This is a genomic window from Streptomyces sp. NPDC058534 (assembly GCF_042717365.1).
In the GTDB taxonomy this organism is placed as follows: domain Bacteria; phylum Actinomycetota; class Actinomycetes; order Streptomycetales; family Streptomycetaceae; genus Streptomyces.
Map to the genome: position 1 here is coordinate 1 of NZ_JBHXNW010000070.1, position 17290 is coordinate 17290.

18 protein-coding genes and 2 pseudogenes are annotated in these 17290 nt (G+C 71.0%); 13 read left to right on the top strand and 7 right to left on the bottom strand.

All coding sequences use genetic code 11. The annotated features are described in order from the left end of the window. The 5 genes from ACFWR9_RS32475 to ACFWR9_RS32495 form a co-directional block, all read left to right on the top strand. A partial coding sequence (locus ACFWR9_RS32475; protein ID WP_383848365.1) for a group II intron maturase-specific domain-containing protein occupies window positions 1-213 on the top strand: 213 nt, incomplete at its 5' end. Window positions 214-320: 107 nt separating this feature from the next. Further along, a complete protein-coding gene (locus tag ACFWR9_RS32480) occupies window positions 321-1499 on the top strand; it encodes an ATP-binding protein (RefSeq protein ID WP_383848367.1) in 1179 nt (392 codons plus the stop codon). Next, window positions 1496-1840 carry a nucleotide pyrophosphohydrolase gene (locus ACFWR9_RS32485; protein ID WP_383848370.1) on the top strand — a complete coding sequence of 115 codons (345 nt, stop codon included), beginning with the start codon at window positions 1496-1498 and terminating at the stop codon, window positions 1838-1840. Before ACFWR9_RS32480 ends, ACFWR9_RS32485 begins: the two co-directional genes overlap by 4 nt. 198 nt (window positions 1841-2038) lie before the next feature. Beyond that, a complete protein-coding gene (locus ACFWR9_RS32490; RefSeq protein ID WP_383848373.1) occupies window positions 2039-2509 on the top strand; it encodes a DUF6099 family protein in 471 nt (156 codons plus the stop codon). A 51-nt stretch (window positions 2510-2560) separates the two neighbouring features. Continuing rightward, complete coding sequence (locus ACFWR9_RS32495; RefSeq protein ID WP_383848375.1) at window positions 2561-3484, top strand: LLM class F420-dependent oxidoreductase; 924 nt, start codon at window positions 2561-2563, stop codon at window positions 3482-3484. Window positions 3485-3893: 409 nt separating this feature from the next. On the opposite strand, the gene ACFWR9_RS32500 is transcribed toward ACFWR9_RS32495, so the two are convergent. After that, a complete protein-coding gene (locus ACFWR9_RS32500; RefSeq protein ID WP_383848472.1) occupies window positions 3894-4115 on the bottom strand; it encodes a hypothetical protein in 222 nt (73 codons plus the stop codon). Next, entirely contained in the window at window positions 4112-4315 is a 204-nt protein-coding gene (locus ACFWR9_RS32505) for a hypothetical protein (protein WP_383848377.1), read from the bottom strand. The genes ACFWR9_RS32500 and ACFWR9_RS32505 overlap by 4 nt, the downstream gene beginning before the upstream one ends. Before the next feature lie 170 nt (window positions 4316-4485). On the opposite strand from ACFWR9_RS32505, the gene ACFWR9_RS32510 reads away from it, so the two are divergent. Together ACFWR9_RS32510 and ACFWR9_RS32515 are read left to right on the top strand one after the other, a co-directional pair. Continuing rightward, entirely contained in the window at window positions 4486-5238 is a 753-nt protein-coding gene (locus ACFWR9_RS32510) for a DUF6879 family protein (protein WP_383848379.1), read from the top strand. A gap of 12 nt (window positions 5239-5250) precedes the next feature. Continuing rightward, window positions 5251-6102, top strand: a complete 852-nt coding sequence (locus ACFWR9_RS32515; RefSeq protein WP_383848381.1) for a helix-turn-helix domain-containing protein — start codon at window positions 5251-5253, stop codon at window positions 6100-6102. Window positions 6103-6410: 308 nt separating this feature from the next. On the opposite strand, the gene ACFWR9_RS32520 is transcribed toward ACFWR9_RS32515, so the two are convergent. Both ACFWR9_RS32520 and ACFWR9_RS32525 read right to left on the bottom strand, forming a co-directional pair. Further along, window positions 6411-6704: a hypothetical protein gene (locus ACFWR9_RS32520; RefSeq protein ID WP_383848383.1), complete on the bottom strand. Its 294-nt coding sequence runs from the start codon at window positions 6702-6704 to the stop codon at window positions 6411-6413. 109 nt (window positions 6705-6813) lie between these two features. Beyond that, a pseudogene (locus ACFWR9_RS32525) lies at window positions 6814-6963 on the bottom strand (MerR family DNA-binding transcriptional regulator); the annotation flags it as partial. A 58-nt stretch (window positions 6964-7021) separates the two neighbouring features. Here ACFWR9_RS32525 and ACFWR9_RS32530 point away from each other — a divergent pair. Then, window positions 7022-7213: pseudogene (locus ACFWR9_RS32530) on the top strand (hypothetical protein); the annotation flags it as partial. A gap of 27 nt (window positions 7214-7240) precedes the next feature. Here the strand turns inward: ACFWR9_RS32530 and ACFWR9_RS32535 are convergent. Next, window positions 7241-8527 carry a cation:proton antiporter gene (locus ACFWR9_RS32535; RefSeq protein WP_383848386.1) on the bottom strand — a complete coding sequence of 429 codons (1287 nt, stop codon included), beginning with the start codon at window positions 8525-8527 and terminating at the stop codon, window positions 7241-7243. A gap of 166 nt (window positions 8528-8693) precedes the next feature. Between ACFWR9_RS32535 and ACFWR9_RS32540 the strand changes: the two genes are divergently transcribed. From ACFWR9_RS32540 to ACFWR9_RS32550, 3 genes are all read left to right on the top strand, one after another. Then, entirely contained in the window at window positions 8694-9917 is a 1224-nt protein-coding gene (locus ACFWR9_RS32540) for an arginine deiminase (protein ID WP_383848389.1), read from the top strand. Window positions 9918-9981: 64 nt separating this feature from the next. Beyond that, entirely contained in the window at window positions 9982-10989 is a 1008-nt protein-coding gene (gene argF, locus ACFWR9_RS32545; RefSeq protein ID WP_383848392.1) for an ornithine carbamoyltransferase, read from the top strand. Window positions 10990-11090: 101 nt separating this feature from the next. Then, window positions 11091-12533, top strand: coding sequence for an amino acid permease (locus ACFWR9_RS32550; RefSeq protein ID WP_383848394.1), 1443 nt, complete (start codon window positions 11091-11093; stop codon window positions 12531-12533). Here the strand turns inward: ACFWR9_RS32550 and ACFWR9_RS32555 are convergent. Further along, complete coding sequence (locus ACFWR9_RS32555; RefSeq protein ID WP_383848396.1) at window positions 12490-12930, bottom strand: ATP-binding protein; 441 nt, start codon at window positions 12928-12930, stop codon at window positions 12490-12492. The genes ACFWR9_RS32550 and ACFWR9_RS32555 overlap by 44 nt on opposite strands. A 233-nt stretch (window positions 12931-13163) precedes the next feature. On the opposite strand from ACFWR9_RS32555, the gene ACFWR9_RS32560 reads away from it, so the two are divergent. Both ACFWR9_RS32560 and ACFWR9_RS32565 read left to right on the top strand, forming a co-directional pair. Next, window positions 13164-13991 (top strand): enoyl-CoA hydratase family protein, encoded by an 828-nt coding sequence (locus ACFWR9_RS32560; RefSeq protein ID WP_383848398.1) that lies wholly within the window; start codon window positions 13164-13166, stop codon window positions 13989-13991. A gap of 58 nt (window positions 13992-14049) precedes the next feature. Further along, complete coding sequence (locus tag ACFWR9_RS32565) at window positions 14050-16401, top strand: bifunctional salicylyl-CoA 5-hydroxylase/oxidoreductase (protein WP_383848399.1); 2352 nt, start codon at window positions 14050-14052, stop codon at window positions 16399-16401. On the opposite strand, the gene ACFWR9_RS32570 is transcribed toward ACFWR9_RS32565, so the two are convergent. Beyond that, window positions 16389-17285, bottom strand: coding sequence for a sulfotransferase family protein (locus ACFWR9_RS32570; protein WP_383848401.1), 897 nt, complete (start codon window positions 17283-17285; stop codon window positions 16389-16391). The two genes, ACFWR9_RS32565 and ACFWR9_RS32570, sit on opposite strands and share 13 nt — an antisense overlap. Between the last annotated feature and the right edge of the window lie 5 nt (window positions 17286-17290).

Below are 17290 nucleotides of genomic sequence, written 5' to 3' on the forward strand. Positions count from 1 at the left end.
CGCGGCTGGGGCAACTACTTCCGAACCGGGAACGCCGCCGAGAAGTTCCGCCAGCTTGACAGGCATGTGGTGTGGCGGCTCCGCCGATTGATGGTCAAGAAGCGGGGTCGTAATCTGCGAGCGGGTCAGGCACGGGCGTGGACGGAAGAATGGTTCAAGGGGCACGGTCTGCACACTCTACGTGGCACAATCCGCTATCCGAAGACCGCGTAACCATGTCAAGAAGATCATCGGTAAGCCGTGTGCGGGAAAACCGCACGCACGGATTGAAAGGGGAATGGGGAAACGGGCTCGAAAGGGCACCGCGCCCCTGACTACCAATGGCAGCGTCATCCGTGCCGAATATGGCAGCGTCATCCGTGCCGACGGCGTCCGTCGCACCGCTCCCCGGCCGGCCCCGCGTCACGGAGCTGCGGCTGTCCGCCTTCGCGGGGCACCGGCGCGCGGTGCTGCGGCTCGGGCCGCTCACCCTGCTCGCCGGGCCCAGCGGCTGCGGCAAGACCAGCGCGCTCAGGGCCTACGACGCCCTGGCCCGGCTCGGCGGCGGCGCGGAACTCGGCGCCGTGTTCCCCGACCCCCTCGCCTGCGTGCCCGAACGGGCCCGGCCCGACGCCCAGCACCGCCGGGGCTTCCGCATCGGCTGCACGGCCGACGGAGCCGAGGGCCCGGTGCACCTGGACGTCGCCGTGCAGGCGGAGCCCGAACTGCGCGTCGTGGGGGAGCGGCTGTCGGCGGACGGCGTCGTGCTGTTGGAGACGGCCCTGCGCGACCCCGGCCGGCGTGCCGTGCAGGCCGCCTGGCACACGGCCGGGTCGGCGCCGGTGACCCGCGCCCCGCTGCCGGACGACCGGCTCGGCACCCCGCTGCTGCCGCTGCGGGTGGCAGGCAAGACGGACGGACAGCGCAGGGTGCTGGCCGCCGCCGAGCAGATGGTGGTCGCCCTGCGCTCCGTCTTCGCCTGCGATCCCCGGCCCGGCCGGATGCGGGAGCCCGTGCCGACCGGCTCCGGGCGCCTGCTCGGCGGCTGCGACAACCTCGCCGACGTGCTGTGGCGCACCCGTACCGAATGCGGGCGGCGACACGCGCAGTTCGTCGCGGCGGTACGCGCCGGCTGCGCGGGCCCCGTCGCGGACGTGCTGGCCGAACCCGCCGTCGGCGGCGTGGTCCGCGCCCTGCTGGACCGCGGCGACGGCGTCCGCACCGGCCTGGCCCGGCTCGGCTACGGCGAACTGCGCTACCTCGCCCTCGCGCTGGTGCTGTTCACCGGACCCGGGGTGCTGGCGGTCGACCCGGCCGGCGAGGTCCCCGCCGCGCTGCAGACGCTCACCGTCCTCGCCGACGGCTTCGACCGAGGCCTGGACGTGCGCCAGCGCGCCGAACTCCTGCGGCTGGCGGCGCGGATGTGCGACCGCGGCCACATCCGCTTCGTCGGAGCGGTCGCCGACGCCTCGTGGGCGGCGGGGGCGGACGGCGTCACGGTGGTACACCTGGAACCGTGACCGATCACCCCCAGGACCTCGCCGTACTCCAGCGCAGGCTCGCCGAGTTCGCCGCCGCCCGGCACTGGCAGCCGTACCACACGCCCAAGAACCTCGTCGCGGCGCTCAGTGTGGAGGCCGGTGAACTCGTCGAGATCTTCCAGTGGTTGACGCCCGAGCAGTCGGCCGGCGTCATGGCGGACCCGGGCACCGCGCACCGCGTCCGGGACGAGGTCGCGGACGTCCTGGCGTATCTGCTCCAGTTCTGCGAGGTGCTGGGCGTCGATCCGCTGGCCGCGCTGGAGGCGAAGATCGAGCGGAACGAGTCGCGGTTCCCCGTGCCCGGCGAACCGGAAGGCTGACTCCGGAAGGCCGAGTAGGAGGAGCCGAGAACTCCACTATCACTCTCCGCAGTCAAAATCCGGCCAGTTATGCAGATGGTGTCCGAAGATTTCCGCCTTCCTCTGGCTTTTCGTCCCACACGCCTTCACTCTGGGTAGTGAACAACGGAGTTCGGGCGGACGCGCCGCGAGCGCGTCGGAAACAGACGGGGGCAGCGCATGGACGCTGTGCGGCTCATCGTGACCAGTGGGCGTGCCCTGGCCGCCGGCGGAGAGGTGCCGGACGTCCTGACCGAGGTGTGGCAGGTGCAGGCCCTCGCCCAGGCGATCGGCAGCCGGCTGGCCGTCCACGGCCCACCGGAACTGCGCGGCGAGGCCATCGGTCTGACCGAACTGGCGGGCCGCGGCTGCGGAGTACTGCGCACCCCGGACCTGGCCCCGGGTGAACTGCGCGCCGCCCAGCTCACCGAACTGGGCGACGCCCGCCAGGCCCTGATGCGCCTGGGCACCCTGCTCGGCGAGACCGGCATTGCCCTGGTGGGCATCGCCTGCGCGGCCGACGACGAGGCCACCTACTGGAGTTGCGTGGAGGCGATCGACGCGGCGGACGAATCACGCGACCGGGTCCTGGAGATGCTGCGCAAACTCACCGACCGCGACGCCGGGTTACCGGCGCGGGAGGCCGGCTAGCACGGGAGAGCCTGTCCGGTGCGTCCGTGCCGAACAGGCAGGATGGGACACATGGATCTCCGAATCTTCACCGAGCCCCAGCAGGGGGCCACCTACGACACCTTGCTCGCCGTGGCCAAGGCCACCGAGGACCTCGGCTTCGACGCCTTCTTCCGCTCGGACCACTATCTCCGCATGGGTTCCTCGGACGGCCTGCCCGGCCCCACCGACGCCTGGATCACCCTCGCGGGCCTCGCCCGGGAGACGAAGCGCATCCGCCTCGGCACCCTCATGACCGCCGGCACCTTCCGGCTGCCCGGCGTCCTCGCCATCCAGGTCGCGCAGGTCGACCAGATGTCGGGCGGCCGGGTCGAGCTGGGCCTGGGCGCCGGCTGGTTCGAGGAGGAGCACAAGGCGTACGGCATCCCCTTCCCGAAGGAGAAGCTCGGCCGCCTGGAGGAGCAACTGGCGATCGTCACCGGTCTGTGGGCCACCGAGACCGGCAAGACCTTCGACTTCCACGGCAAGTTCTACGACCTCACCGACTCGCCCGCGCTGCCCAAGCCCGCGCAGCCGAAGGTGCCCGTGCTCATCGGCGGACACGGGGCCACCCGCACCCCGCGCCTGGCCGGCCAGTACGCCGACGAGTTCAACATGCCGTTCGCCTCGGTCGAGGACACCGAGCGCCAGTTCGGCCGGGTGCGGGCCGCCGCCGAGGAGGCCGGCCGCGGGGCCGACGCCCTCACCTGCTCCAACGCCCTCGTCGCCTGCGTCGGCAAGGACGACGCCGAGGTCGCCCGTCGCGCCGCCGTGATCGGCCGCGAGGTCGACGAGCTGAAGGCCAACGGCCTCGCGGGCTCCCCGGCCGAGGTCGTCGACAAGATCGGCCGCTACGCCGCCGTCGGCGCCCAGCGGATCTATTTCCAGATCCTCGACCTCGACGACCTGGACCACCTGGAGCTGATCTCCTCCCAGGTCCAGGCGCAGCTGTCCTGACGCCGTGTGTCTGCCGCCCGATAACTCAAGGCGCCGGTCACCCGCTCTGCGCGATGGTGTGACCGCCGTCCTGCCGAGCTGGAGGCCCCGCTCGGCAAGCTCGGCTACGACACGGACGGCGTCCACCCCGAGGGCCGCCCCGCCGTCTTCGGTGGCGTCCTTGTCGACCGCGGCCCGGACAGCCCCGGCGTACTACGCCACGTGATGTTCATGGTCACAGCCGTTTGCCGGGGCATCATTCCGTTTCGGATCGTCGTTCCCGCGTAGAGGGCCACGGACGGCCACGGGGCGCACAGAGACGCCCGCCGGGCATGAGTACCGGCGGGGCGTCTCTATGTCCGGGGCGGGCGACACTCCGGCCGCTGGGCGAGGGTGCATTCCGGGGACATGCCCGAGGTGTCCGGCTCCATCAGAGGATGCCGCCGCTGCTGGCCGAGTTGAGAGCACGTGTTCGCTCCCGCACGGACCAGAGCCGCTCCTCATCCGTGGCAGGTCGGACGCGAGCAGGGTCGGCGTCCCACTCGCGCCCACCAGCCACAGGCCGGAGCTGAACGTACGGGCCCTCGTACCCCATGACGTACCCCAACCTGTCGCGCTGGGTGTCGACGGCCAGCGCGCCCTCCGCGATCACTCGCGGCCTCCTCGCTGGATTGCTTGGGCCAGGCGCGCGGCGACGTCGGAGCGCACGCGCCCCAACTCAACAAGCCGCAGCGCAGGCGACGCGCTGTCGATGCCCAGCGAGGGAATGACGATGCCGACTTCGGCCAGCGCCGCTCTCAGGGACTCCATCGACACGAAGAGGTCGATGTCCTGCTGCTCTTTGGTTGCCATGAACCAGACGCTAGAAGTGGGCAGTTGGCCCGCGATATGCTGTTTTCTCCAATTTTCTCGTCTGGTCGCGAAGCTTGCTGATGTTTTCTCCTGGGCCCTGCCTGACCCTGTAGAACCGGACTGAGGCTGCGGCCATGCTGTTGATCGAAACCTTTGGAAAGGAGAGCGTCATGGCTCGTCGGTTGCGCTTCACCGGCACAGACAGCAAGGTCGACGGTTGCCCCGCCCTGCACACGGACGAGGGCACCGGCGAGATCATCGTTCAAGGCAGGCCCGTCACCGACTCCGGAAACCTCGCGCAGCTCCAGCACTTCGGACCGGGCGATGCAGTGGTGGCCGTGCCTCGCGAACTGCTCGTCAACTGGGCACCGAAGGAGATGGAGCGCGTGCCGGAACTGGTCGACCGGGACACCTTCCGGCGTCTCTTCGTGGCCTTCAAGCACACCGCTTGGCGACTGGAGACGCGGCGCGCTTACGCGTCCGACCGAGAAGACCCCGACTTTCAGGAGTTCTTGGCCACCGGCTCCTCGCCCTGCGACCCCAACGAGCCCTGGTTCGTCAACATCAAGGCTCAGACCGAGGCAGGCAAGCGCGTCGGGCGCGTCCGCATCGCCGACAACCCGCCCACCACCGAGCAACTGTTCTTGCTCGACTACGCCCGGCACAACGCGGCGGTCGGCGAGGACATGCGGTACCTGTGGCGAGAGGACGCCGACAGGGCGGCTCTGCCCGCTGAGGACTTCTGGATCTTCGACTCACGGATCGTCGCCCTGCTGCACTTCGACGACCAGGACAACATGCTCGACATCGAGCTGATCACCGAACCGGCCGAAGTCGTGCGGTACGCCATCGTTCGCGATGCGGCCATGCACCACGCGGTCCCGTGGGACGAGTTCGCGGCGCAGGTGGCCGCGACAGAATAGCGCGCGTGACCGGTGAGCACTGACTATCAGCAGGCACGGGCAGTCCTGGGGGCGCGGCTCCGCGAACTCAGGTTCACGTGCCCCAGTGGTCGGCTCACCGGTCAGCAGCTCGCCCGTCGGCTCGGCTGGCAAGGCTCCAAGGTCAGCAAGCTGGAGAACGGCAAGCAGACCGCCACCCCCGAGGACCTGCGAGCATGGGCCGACGCGACCGAGCAGCCGGGCGTGTACGCCGAACTGGTCGCCCGGCTGGCCGGGTTCGAGTCCCACATCAGATCATGGCGCAGGGCGCTGGCGAACGGCTTCAAGCCGCTGCACGAGGGCTTGAGTGCCGAGATCGACCGCACCTCGGAAATATGGATCTGGGAAGAGTCGGTGGTCCCCGGGCTGTTGCAGACCCCCGAGTACGCCCGCCACGTCATCCAGCGGTACTCCGAACTGCTCGGCGGAGCCGACGACATTGAGGCCGCCGTGCGCTCCCGGGCGCAGCGGCAAGAGTGGCTGTACCGACCTGGCCGCAAGCTGCACGTCCTGGTGTGGGAAGCCGCGTTGCGGTCGCTGATCTGCCCGCCCTCCGTGCTGGTCGCCCAGCTCGACCGTCTCACCGGAATGATCGGGATGGACACGGTCGAGCTGGGCGTCATCTCATTTGCGTCCTCCGTCAAGATCGTGACCGCCAATGGCTTCTGGGTCCTTGATGACCGCCTGGTGGTGGCCGAAGACTGGCACGCCGAGATGTGGTTGGACGACGCCGACAACATCGCCTTGTACTCGAAGGTCTGGCGCACCCTGCGCGAGTCGGCCGTGTACGGGTCCGACGCCCACAACGTCATCAACGCGGCCAGGAGCGCTCTGACCCTGCGTTGATGACGTGTGGGCAAGTCCAGGTTGGTAAGGGCGGCGCTGTTCGCCCCCAACCGAGGCGGCTCCAACTGACTCCATTTTGCGGATGGTGTGTGAAGATCGGGCGTCTTGCGGTGGCCCCAGTGGCGTGTCGAAGTGGGGTCACGGGGCGAGTAGAGCGGGGAACGTGGTGACGGTGTCGTCAAGCCGATCGGCGCGGTGGTGCGCGACGACGAGGCCGCCTGGTGCAGCCTGGCATCAAGTGCCGGGATACCTGGCCAGCCTCCTCTCACATCAACAAGGTCACCCTACCGGCCGTGTCCATACATGTCCTACAAATCCACACGGTAGACAGTGGACTTGACGGCCTTCCTCAACGCCCGCGCCTTGACCGAACGCTGCCTGCACAACCTGCCGGAGAACGCCGCGACCACCGTCAGCATGTCCCGCACCAGCTCCGACTCCCGCGAAGCTTCCAGGTCTTCATCCGTACCGGTGACTTCCAGCTCCACCTCGAACGCCGGCAGCATCACATCCCGTATGACCCCGGTGCCGAACCGGGCGAGGCGTTCCTCCTGCTCGACCAGCAGCACCGACACCTCCGGCCGCTGGCACGACGCCAACACCCGCCCCAGGCCCGCCGCTGGTCAGACAGGCTGGAGGTGACATCGAAGAACTCGCCCCGTACAGCACCACGCCCTCAACGTCCGGCAGCTTCCCGGCCTTGGCCCACATGGCCTCCAGCTCCGCCGCGGAGAAGATGCGTTTCCCGCCCGGTGACCGGAGGTCAGCCAGCGCACCGGAGGCCGTATACCTGCGCAGTGTCCGCGTCGACACACCCAATATCCGGGCAGCCCTCGTCGCCGAAACCATCTCTCGATCCATTTCGGCAACTTATCCCGAAATGGCCATGTATGACCGGTCAATCAAGAAGCAGTTGTCAACTCGCCCTGACCACCTCGCCCGGCTGCGGCAGCGGTTCCTCAACCACAAGCGGTCCCTGGCGATCCGCGAGTACGCCCTCGGCCTGGAGGCCCTGGACCGCCTCGCGGACGGCGAGCCGCTGTGGCGGGTGCACGAGGCGGTGTTCGGGGTGCTGGCGCTGGAGTCGGAGCCGGTGGACCCGCGGCTGTGAACCGGGTGACGCGGCACCGCCGCCGCGTCACCCGGCGGACGGCTTCACGGCGGTGTCCGGGGCCGGGGCCGCGGGGCGGTCGCGGGCGGCCAGGCGGCGGGTCAGCAGCAGGAACGGCTGGGTCAGCAGCGTGGTGGTCAGCGCCATGAAGACCAGGACCGTGTACAGCGGGCCGCTCAGCAGCCCCGCCTCCAGGCCGGCGTTGAGGGCGATCAGCTCGGTCAGGCCCCGGGCGCTGAGCAGGACCCCGACCGTGCGCGCCTCGTGCCGGTCAAGGCCGCCCAGCCGGGCCGCCACCGTCCCGCTGCCGATCTTCGTCGCGACCGCCAGCACCGTCACCACCAGCAGGGCCGCCCAGCCCGTGCCGGTCATGCTGTTCAGGGCCACGGACTGCCCCGAGAGCACGAAGAAGAACGGCAGCAGCAGGGAGCCGACCTCGTGCAGCGGCCGCAGCAGATCGGGGTCGAGGGTGCCGTCCTCCTCGCGCGGGACCACCACCCCGGCGAGCAGCGCCCCGAAGATCACGTGCAGCCCCAGGGAGTGCGTCACCCAGGCCGACCCGAGCGCGAACCCGATCAGCAGCGCCAGCCGCAGCGACGGCTCCAGGCGGGTGCGCCACAGCAGCCGGCGCAGTACCGGCCGGGCGGCGAGAGCCATCACGGTGACGAAGCCGACGGCGAGCGCCGCCCGCCAGGGCCAGCCGAGGGCGGCGTCCCCCGCACCGCTGTCCAGCAGCGCGGCCGCCAGCACCGTCCAGCACACCGCGTCCAGCACGCCGGCCGCCGAGACCGCCACCACCCCCGGCACCGAACGCGACAGCCCGTTCTCCCGCACGATCGCGGTCAGCACCGGCACCGCCGTTATCGACAGGGCGATCCCCGCGAAGAGCACCGTGGCGACGGACGGGTCCCGCGCCATGCCCAGGTCGTGCAGCGCGTCCCGGAAGAGCAGCGCACAGCCGCACCCCACGGCCATCGGCACCGCGAACGAGGCCAGGGCCACGATCACCGACGTGCGCGCCCGGTCGCCGAGCACCTTCAGGTCCAGCTCGTACCCCACCGCGAACAGGAACACCACCAGGGAGAACTGCGCGAACCCGGTCAGCGCCGGGCCGATCGCCGCCGGGAACAGAGCGGCGTACGCGTCGGGGGCCAGACCGCCGAGCAGGGACGGGCCGAGAGCGATCCCCGCCGCCAGCTGTCCCACGATGTACGGCTGGCGCAGCCGCCGGGCCAGCCAGCCGCCGGCGTGCGCGGCCACCAGGATCAGCGCCGAGGCACCCACGAAATGAGCGATCATCGTATCGGGACTCAACCGGACTCCCCCTGCCACGTGGCCGGGCGCTCCGGCCCTCGCTCTGGTCTACGCGAGCACCCCGGGGCACACCGACGTCGCACGGGTGCACCGGGAGGGCGCACTCGTGGTCACGGGCACGTGAAAGCAGGGGGTGAACGCGCGCACGAATGGTCAGGATGGAGACATGGGATTCCACGTCGCATCCGAAGCCGGTCGGCTCAGCCGCGTCATCCTGCACCGGCCGGATCTCGAGCTCAAAAGGCTCACCCCCAGCAACAAGGACGCCCTTCTCTTCGACGACGTGCTCTGGGTGCGCCGGGCGCGCGCCGAGCACGACGGGTTCGCGGACGTGCTCCGCGACCGCGGGGTCGCCGTCCACCTCTTCGGCGACCTGCTCACGGAGACCCTCGACGTCTCGGCGGCCCGCCGGCTCGTCCTGGACCGGGTCTTCGACGAGAAGGAGTACGGAGTGCTGGCCACGGATCATCTCCGGGCCGCCTTCGAGAACCTGCCCGCCCACGAACTCGCCGAGGTCCTGGTCGGCGGCATGACCAAACGGGAGTTCCTCGAGGCGCACCCGGAGCCGACCTCCGTGCGCTTCCACGCCATGGAGCTGGACGACTTCCTGCTCGGCCCGCTGCCCAACCACCTCTTCACCCGGGACACCTCCGCCTGGATCTACGACGGCGTCTCCATCAACGCCATGCGGTGGCCCGCCCGGCAGCGCGAGACGGTCCACTTCGAGGCGATCTACCGGCACCACCCGCTGTTCCGTGACGAGACCTTCCACCTGTGGTCCGAGGGGCAGGCCGACTACCCCTCCACCATCGAGGGTGGCGACGTCCTCGTGATCGGCGACGGTGCCGTGCTCATCGGCATGAGCGAGCGGACCACGCCCCAGGCCGTCGAGATGCTCGCCCACAAGCTGTTCGCCGCGGGCTCGGCCCGCACCATCGTGGCCCTCGACATGCCCAAGCGGCGTGCCTTCATGCACCTCGACACGGTGATGACGATGGTCGACGGTGACACCTTCACCCAGTACGCCGGGCTCGGCATGCTCCGCTCCTACACCATCGAGCCGGGGACCGCGGAGAAGGAGCTGAAGGTCACCGACCATCCGCCGGAGCACATGCACCGCGCGATCGCCGCCGCGCTCGGGCTGGGCGAGATCCGGGTCCTGACCGCGACCCAGGACGTCCACGCCGCCGAGCGCGAGCAGTGGGACGACGGCTGCAACGTCCTGGCCGTCGAGCCGGGCGTCGTGGTCGCCTATGAACGCAACGCCACCACCAACACCCACCTGCGCAAGCAGGGCATCGAGGTGATCGAGATCCCGGGCAGCGAGCTGGGCCGGGGCAGGGGCGGGCCGCGCTGCATGAGCTGCCCGGTGGAGCGGGCGGCTGTATAGAAATTCATTAGGTCGTATAGACTTCCAGGAGTCAGTCCCCGACCCTGTATCTCTGGAGCGCCCCATGGCGACAGTCCCGACCGCCCTCGCCGGCCGCCACTTCCTCAAGGAGCTGGATTTCACCGAGGAGGAGTTCCGCGGCCTGGTCGAACTGGCCGCGGAACTGAAGGCGGCGAAGAAGGCCGGGGCCGAGACACGGTATCTCCAGGGCAGGAACATCGCGCTGATCTTCGAGAAGACCTCGACGCGCACCCGCTGCGCGTTCGAGGTCGCCGCCGCCGACCAGGGCGCCTCGACGACCTGCCTCGACCCGGCCGGCTCGCAGATCGGGCACAAGGAGTCCGTGAAGGACACCGCCCGCGTCCTGGGCCGCATGTACGACGCGATCCAGTACCGGGGCGACAGCCAGGCGAAGGTCGAGGAGCTGGCGGCCTTCGCGGGCGTCCCGGTCTACAACGGCCTGACCGACGACTGGCACCCCACCCAGATGCTCGCCGACGTGCTCACCATGACCGAGCACACCGACCGGCCCCTGCGTGAGATCAGCTTCGCCTACCTCGGTGACGCCCGCTTCAACATGGGCAACTCCTACCTGATCACCGGTGCGCTGCTGGGCATGGACGTCCGCATCGTGGCTCCGCGGGCCTACTGGCCCGCCCAGGAGGTCGTCGACCGGGCGAGGAGGCTGGCGGAGTCCAGCGGTGCGCGCATCACCCTCACCGAGGACTTGGACGACGGCGTGCGCGGCGCCGGGTTCGTCGTCACCGACGTCTGGGTCTCCATGGGTGAGCCCAAGGAGGTCTGGGCCGAGCGGATCAAGGCCCTCGCCCCCTACGCGGTGACCATGGACGTCCTGCGCGCCACCGGCAACCCGGACGTCAAGTTCCTCCACTGCCTGCCCGCCTTCCACGACCTGGGCACCAAGGTCGGCCAGGAGATCTTCGAGGCCCACGGCCTGGAGTCCCTGGAGGTCACGGACGAGGTCTTCGAGTCCGCGCACTCCGTCGTCTTCGACGAGGCGGAGAACCGGCTGCACACGATCAAGGCCGTACTCGTGGCCACCCTCGCCTGAACAGGCCCTATGCTGTCCGGCGGCCCGGAGCCACCCCTTCCGGAGCCGTCGCCGCGACCACCGTCGCGCCCCCGCACCACCAGAAACGAGCACCACCCGCAATGCCCGCTTCCCGTATCAAGTCCCCCCAGGCCCTCATCGCCGAATCCGGCGCCGACCGCGAAGGCCACGGCCTGAAGCGCACGATGGGCCTCTTCCAGCTCGTCTGCTTCGGCGTCGGCGCGATCGTCGGCACCGGCATCTTCGTCGGCCTGTCCGACTCCGTCGCCGAGGCCGGCCCGGCCGTCGTCGTCTCCTTCCTGCTGGCCGCGATCACCTGCGTCTTCACCGCGTTCGCCTTCGCCGAGCTGGGTGGCGCGATCCCGGTCTCCGGCTCCTCGTACTCCTTCGCCTACGCCGGGCTAGGCGAGCGCACCGCCTTCCTGGTCGGCTGGTGCCTGCTCCTGGAGTACGGCGTCTCGGTCTCCGCGGTCGCGGTCGGCTGGAGCCAGTACGTCAACGAACTCCTCGACAGCGTCCTCGGCCTCCAGCTGCCGCACGCCCTGTCCGCGGGCCCCGGCGACGGCGGCGCGGTCAACCTGCCCGCGGTGATCGTCATCGCCCTGGCCTGCGTCCTGCTGGTGCGCGGCGTGCGGGAAAGCGCCCGGGCCACGGCCGCGATGGCCGTTCTCAAGCTGGCCGTCCTGGTCGCCTTCTGCGCCATCGGCTTCGTCGCCTTCAAGGACGGCAACCTCACCCCGTTCTCACCGGCCGGCCTGGGCGGCATCGGCGCCGGCACCACGGCCGCCTTCTTCTCGTACATCGGCTTCGACGCGATCACCACGGCCGGCGAGGAGGCCAAGAACCCGCGCCGGGACATCCCCGTCGCGATCCTGGTCTGCATCGGCCTGGTCACCCTGCTCTACTGCGCGGTCGCCGTCGCCGCGATCGGCGCCGTCGGCGGCGACGCGGTCGGCGACCGGCCCGCCGCCCTCTCGTACGTCGTGAACGAGGTCACCGGCTCCACCGTCGGCGGCGGGGTGGTCGCCTTCGGCGCGGTCGTCGCCATCGCCTCGGTCGTGCTCGCCGTCATGTACGGCCAGACCCGCATCCTCATGTCCATGTCCCGGGACGGACTGATCCCGCGGGTCTTCGAGAAGGTCTCGCCGCGCACCGCCACCCCGGTCGCCGGCACGCTGATCGTCGGCGCGGTCTTCGCCCTCCCCGCCGCCTTCGCGCCGCTGGACGCGGTGGTCAACCTGTGCACCATCGGCACCCTCGCCACCATGGCCGCCGTGAACGTGGCCGTCATCGCGCTGCGCCGCCGCGAACCGGGCCTCGCCCGCACCTTCCGGGTGCCGCTGTACCCGGTGACCCCGCTGCTGGGTGTGGGCTTCTGCCTCTACCTGATGTACGAGACGGGCGGCGCCACCTGGCTCCAGTTCGCCGTGTTCCTGGCGGTGGGGCTGCTCGTGTACACGGCCTACGGGCGCCGGCACTCCCGCCTCGCCCGGGCGGAGGTCACTCCGGGGAGCGACGCGGAGCGGGTACCGCAGGAAGCCTGAACCAGACCGCCTTGCCCGAGCCGGTGGTCCGGTGACCGCAGGACGAGCTGAGGGCGCGGATCAGCAGCAGACCGCGCCCGTGTTCCTGCCACGGGTCGGGCGGCTCCGTCCCGGGGCGGGTGAGGTCGGCGGGCGGCGCCGGGTCCGGATCGTGCACCTCGACCTGGCAGCCGGTCGGCATCAGCTCCACCACCAGCTCGATCGGCGTCCCGCCCGAGGTGTGCTCCACGGCGTTGGCGACCAGCTCCGCCGTCAGCAGCTCCGCGGTGTCGCCGTCCGCCGTGTGCTCCAGCTCGGCCAGCGCCGTGCGCACCAGGGCACGGGCCACCGGCACGGCCGCGGCGGAGTGCGGCAGCGCGATGCGCCAGGAGGCGGGAGCTTTGGAGTGATCTTGCACGGCGGGTCCGTTTCGTGGAGCAGGGCGTCCTGTCCTGCTTTCAACCGTATGAATGGTACGGCGCCACCCGGCGGAGCCGTTCGACGGGCACCCCTCGGGACCTTCGACCCCCCCGGTACGGGACCGAAGTATCGCGCCCTCGTGACGACAGTCACGGAACGGTGATAACTTCGAAGGGCCGCGAGACACCACGCTCAGTGAGGCCGTGCCCGCCCTAGGAGGCCCCGCCCGTCATGAGTCCCTTCACCGGCTCCGCCGCCCCCACCCCCGACTGGCGGCACCTGCGCGTCGAGCGCGCCGACGGCGTCGCCACCGTCACCCTCGCCCGCCCCGACAAGCTCAACGCCCTCACCTTCGAGGCCTACGCCGACCTGCGCGACCTGCTCGCGGAACTGTCCCGGGAGCGGTCCGTACGGGCCCTGGTCCTGGCCGGCGAGGGCCGCGGCTTCTGCTCCGGCGGCGACGTCGACGAGATCATCGGCGCGACGCTGTCCATGGACACCGCCCAGCTCCTGGACTTCAACCGGATGACGGGCCAGGTGGTGCGCGCGGTGCGGGAGTGCCCGTTCCCGGTGATCGCCGCGCTGCACGGCGTCGCCGCCGGGGCCGGCGCGGTCCTCGCGCTGGCCGCCGACTTCCGCGTCGCCGACCCGTCCGCCCGCTTCGCCTTCCTCTTCACCCGCGTCGGCCTCTCCGGCGGCGACATGGGCGCCGCGTACCTGCTGCCCCGCGTCGTCGGCCTCGGCCACGCCACCCGGCTGCTGATGCTCGGCGACACGGTGCGGGCGCCCGAGGCCGAGCGCATCGGCCTGATCAGCGAACTGACCGACGAGGGCCGCGCCGACGAGGCCGCCCACGCCCTCGCCCACCGCCTCGCCGACGGCCCCGCCCTCGCCCACGCCCAGACCAAGGCCCTCCTCACCGCCGAACTGGACATGCCCCTGGCCACGGCGATCGAACTGGACGCCTCCACCCAGGCCCTCCTGATGACCGGCGAGGACTACGCGGAATTCCACGCCGCCTTCACAGAGAAACGCCCCCCGAAGTGGCGAGGGAGGTAGTCGCGTGCTTTCTCCCAAGGCCACTGCAGCTCCCCCAGGGGCGCGGGACTGTGTCGATTTGCGGCTCCGCCGCGGGGCGCGACCAGCCACGACGGCGCCGCACCCGCCCGCGAAGACAAGCCACCCCCTGAACGTGGCGATCGTCGGCGGAGGCCCCGGCGGCCTCTACACCGCCGCCCTCCTCAAACGCCTCGCCCCCGACCGCCAGGTCACCGTCTACGAACGCAACGCCCCCGACGACACCTTCGGCTTCGGAGTCGTCCTCTCCGACGAAACCCTCGGCGGCATCGAACACGCCGACGCGGACGTCTACGCGGCCCTGAAGAACCACTTCGTCCGCTGGGACGACATCGACATCATCCACCGAGCCACCCACCACACCTCCGGAGGACACCGGTTCGCCGCCCTCGGCCGCCGCCGCCTCCTGGAGATCCTGCACGACCGCTGCCACGCCCTCGGTGTCGACCTGCGCTTCAACGCCGAGGCCCCGGACCCCGCCGCGCTGGCGCGGACGTACGACCTCGTGGTCGCCGCCGACGGCGTCCACAGCGCCACGCGCGAGGCCTTCCGCGACGTCTTCCGGCCCCGCATCACCAGCCACCGCTGCCGTTACATCTGGCTGGCCGCCGACTTCGCCTTCGACGCCTTCCGCTTCGAGATCGCCGAGACCGAGCACGGCGTGATGCAACTGCACGGCTACCCCTACGCGGCCGACGCCTCGACCGTCATCGTGGAGATGTGCGAGGAGGTCTGGCGGGCGGCCGGCTTCGACGAACTCGACGAGGCGGAGTCCACCGCCCGCTGCGCCAAGATCTTCGCCGACGCCCTCGGGGGCAACCCGCTGCGCTCCAACAACTCCGCGTGGACCACCTTCCGTACCGTCGTCAGCGAACGCTGGTCGCACGGCAACACCGTCCTGCTCGGCGACGCCGCCCACACCGCGCACTTCTCGATCGGTTCCGGCACGAAGCTCGCCGTGGAGGACGCCCTCGCGCTCGCCGCCTGCCTGGAGGAGCAGCCCTCCCTCGCCGAGGCGCTGGCCGCCTACGAGGAGGAGCGGCGCCCCGTCGTCGCCTCGACCCAGCGCGCGGCCAAGGCCAGCCTGGAGTGGTTCGAGGACCTGGCCCGCTACGTCGACCAGCCGCCCCGTCAGTTCGCCTTCAACCTGCTCACCCGCAGCCGCCGGGTCACCCACGACAACCTGCGGCTGCGCGACGCGGGGTTCACCGGGTCCGTGGAGCGCGAGTTCGGCTGCCCGCCCGGCACGCCCCCGATGTTCACCCCGTTCCGGCTGCGCGACCTCACCCTGCGCAATCGTGTCGTGGTGTCCCCGATGGACATGTACTCGGCCGTCGACGGCGTCCCCGGCGACTTCCACCTGGTCCACCTGGGCGCCCGCGCCCTCGGCGGCGCCGGCCTGGTGATGACGGAGATGGTCTGCGTCAGCGCGGAGGGCCGCATCACCCCCGGCTGCGCGGGCCTCTACACCGGCCGGCAGGGCGAGGCGTGGCGGCGGATCACCGACTTCGTGCACGCGAGCGCGCCGGGCACCGCGATCGGCGTGCAGCTCGGGCACAGCGGGCGCAAGGGCTCGACCCGGCTGATGTGGGAGGGCATGGACGAACCGCTGCCCGACGGCAACTGGCTCCTGGTGGCGCCCTCCCCGCTGCGGTACAAGCCGGGCGGCCAGACCCCCCGCGAGCTCTCCCGGGCACAACTGACCGACATACGCGAGCAGTTCACGTCCGCCGCGACGCGCGCCGCCCGGGCCGGCTTCGACCTGCTCGAACTGCACTGCGCCCACGGCTACCTGCTCTCCGGCTTCCTCTCCCCGCTCACCAACCGGCGCACCGACGCCTACGGCGGCTCACTGGAGAAGCGGCTCCGCTTCCCGCTGGAGGTGTTCGACGCCGTACGCGAGGCGTGGCCCGGGGAGCGGCCCATGACCGTGCGCGTCTCCGCCACCGACTGGGCCGAGGGCGGCACCGGTGCCGAGGAGGCGGTGACGATCGCCCGCGCCTTCGCGGCGCACGGCGTGGACGCCGTCGACGTGTCCACGGGACAGGTCGTGGCCGACGAACGGCCCGAGTTCGGGCGGTCGTACCAGACGCCGTACGCGGACCGTATCCGCCACGAGGCGGGTGTCCCGGTGATCGCCGTCGGCGCGATCTCCTCCTGGGACGACGTCAACTCGCTGATCCTGGCCGGGCGCACCGACCTGTGCGCCCTCGCCCGCCCGCACCTCTACGACCCGCACTGGACGCTGCACGCCGCGGCCGAGCAGGGCTATGAAGGCCCGGGTGCGGTCTGGCCGGCGCCGTACCGGGCGGGCAGCCGTCCGCCGCGCACCGGACGCACCGATGCCCCGAGGCCCCGGCTCACGTTGCGCGGCGGGCCTCAGGAGGGGTAGCGCCAGGCCTCGCAGACCGGGCGCAGCGGCTCCGGGATCTCGTCCGCGGCGGGCAGCGTGCGGCCCGGCTGCACGGTGCCGGTGCGGATGTTGTCGCGCCAGTCGCCGAGTCCCCTGACCAGCTCGCCACCGCTCTTCTTCCCGTAGTTCAGCATGGCCGGCGCGTAGTCGACGCCGAGGAACGCGCACAGGCGGCGCATCTCGCGCTCCGGGTCGTCGGTGATGTCCTCGTAGCGCACGGTGAAGCCCTCGGCGTCCGCCGCGCGGGCCTCCTCGACGGCCGTCATGTACTTGAGCACGTCGGTGACGGCCGTGTCGTACGGCCGCTTGACGGGGTCGGTCTCGTGCCAGGAGCGGGCGACCGACACGGGGTGGCGCAGCAGGAAGACGAAGCGCGCGTCGGGCCAGCAGTCCTTGAGGCGCCGGTACATGTAGACGTTGGCCGGTGTCTTCTCGACCACGAAGTCCGCGCCGGACCTGGTGAGTTCGCGGTGCAGGACACGGTCCCACAGCAGATGCTCCAGGTCACCGCGCTCCAGGTCGAGGGCGCCCATCGCGCGTTCGGAGAACCAGTTGGTGCAGACGACCTCCAGCCTGCCTATGTGCAGCTCGTGCGGGGCGTGCAGCCGCGGATGGGCGCCCATCATCATGCGCAGCAGGGTGGAGCCGGAACGGATGGACGAGATGATGAAGACGGGCTGCCGCAGCAGCCGCTCGGTCGGCAGCTCCTCGGAGGACGGACATCGGTAGGCGGCCGCGGGGCTCGCCGCCGCCGGTTTCGGGGCGGCGGACTTCTCCTTCTCCTTCACGGCGTGGGGCGCTCTCCGCACCTGGAGGCCGGTGGTGACGGTGAGGGCCCGGTTCAAGTTGCGCGCGAGACTCATGCGTC

Coding starts and splice junctions, on each gene's coding strand:
- ACFWR9_RS32480 (WP_383848367.1), top strand. CDS start 321: ATGGCAGCGTCATCCGTGCCGAATATGGCAGCGTCATCCGTGCCGACG.
- ACFWR9_RS32490 (WP_383848373.1), top strand. CDS start 2,039: ATGGACGCTGTGCGGCTCATCGTGACCAGTGGGCGTGCCCTGGCCGCC.
- ACFWR9_RS32495 (WP_383848375.1), top strand. CDS start 2,561: ATGGATCTCCGAATCTTCACCGAGCCCCAGCAGGGGGCCACCTACGAC.
- ACFWR9_RS32505 (WP_383848377.1), bottom strand. CDS start 4,315: ATGGCAACCAAAGAGCAGCAGGACATCGACCTCTTCGTGTCGATGGAG.
- ACFWR9_RS32510 (WP_383848379.1), top strand. CDS start 4,486: ATGGCTCGTCGGTTGCGCTTCACCGGCACAGACAGCAAGGTCGACGGT.
- ACFWR9_RS32540 (WP_383848389.1), top strand. CDS start 8,694: ATGGGATTCCACGTCGCATCCGAAGCCGGTCGGCTCAGCCGCGTCATC.
- argF (WP_383848392.1), top strand. CDS start 9,982: ATGGCGACAGTCCCGACCGCCCTCGCCGGCCGCCACTTCCTCAAGGAG.
- ACFWR9_RS32550 (WP_383848394.1), top strand. CDS start 11,091: ATGCCCGCTTCCCGTATCAAGTCCCCCCAGGCCCTCATCGCCGAATCC.
- ACFWR9_RS32560 (WP_383848398.1), top strand. CDS start 13,164: ATGAGTCCCTTCACCGGCTCCGCCGCCCCCACCCCCGACTGGCGGCAC.
- ACFWR9_RS32570 (WP_383848401.1), bottom strand. CDS start 17,285: ATGAGTCTCGCGCGCAACTTGAACCGGGCCCTCACCGTCACCACCGGC.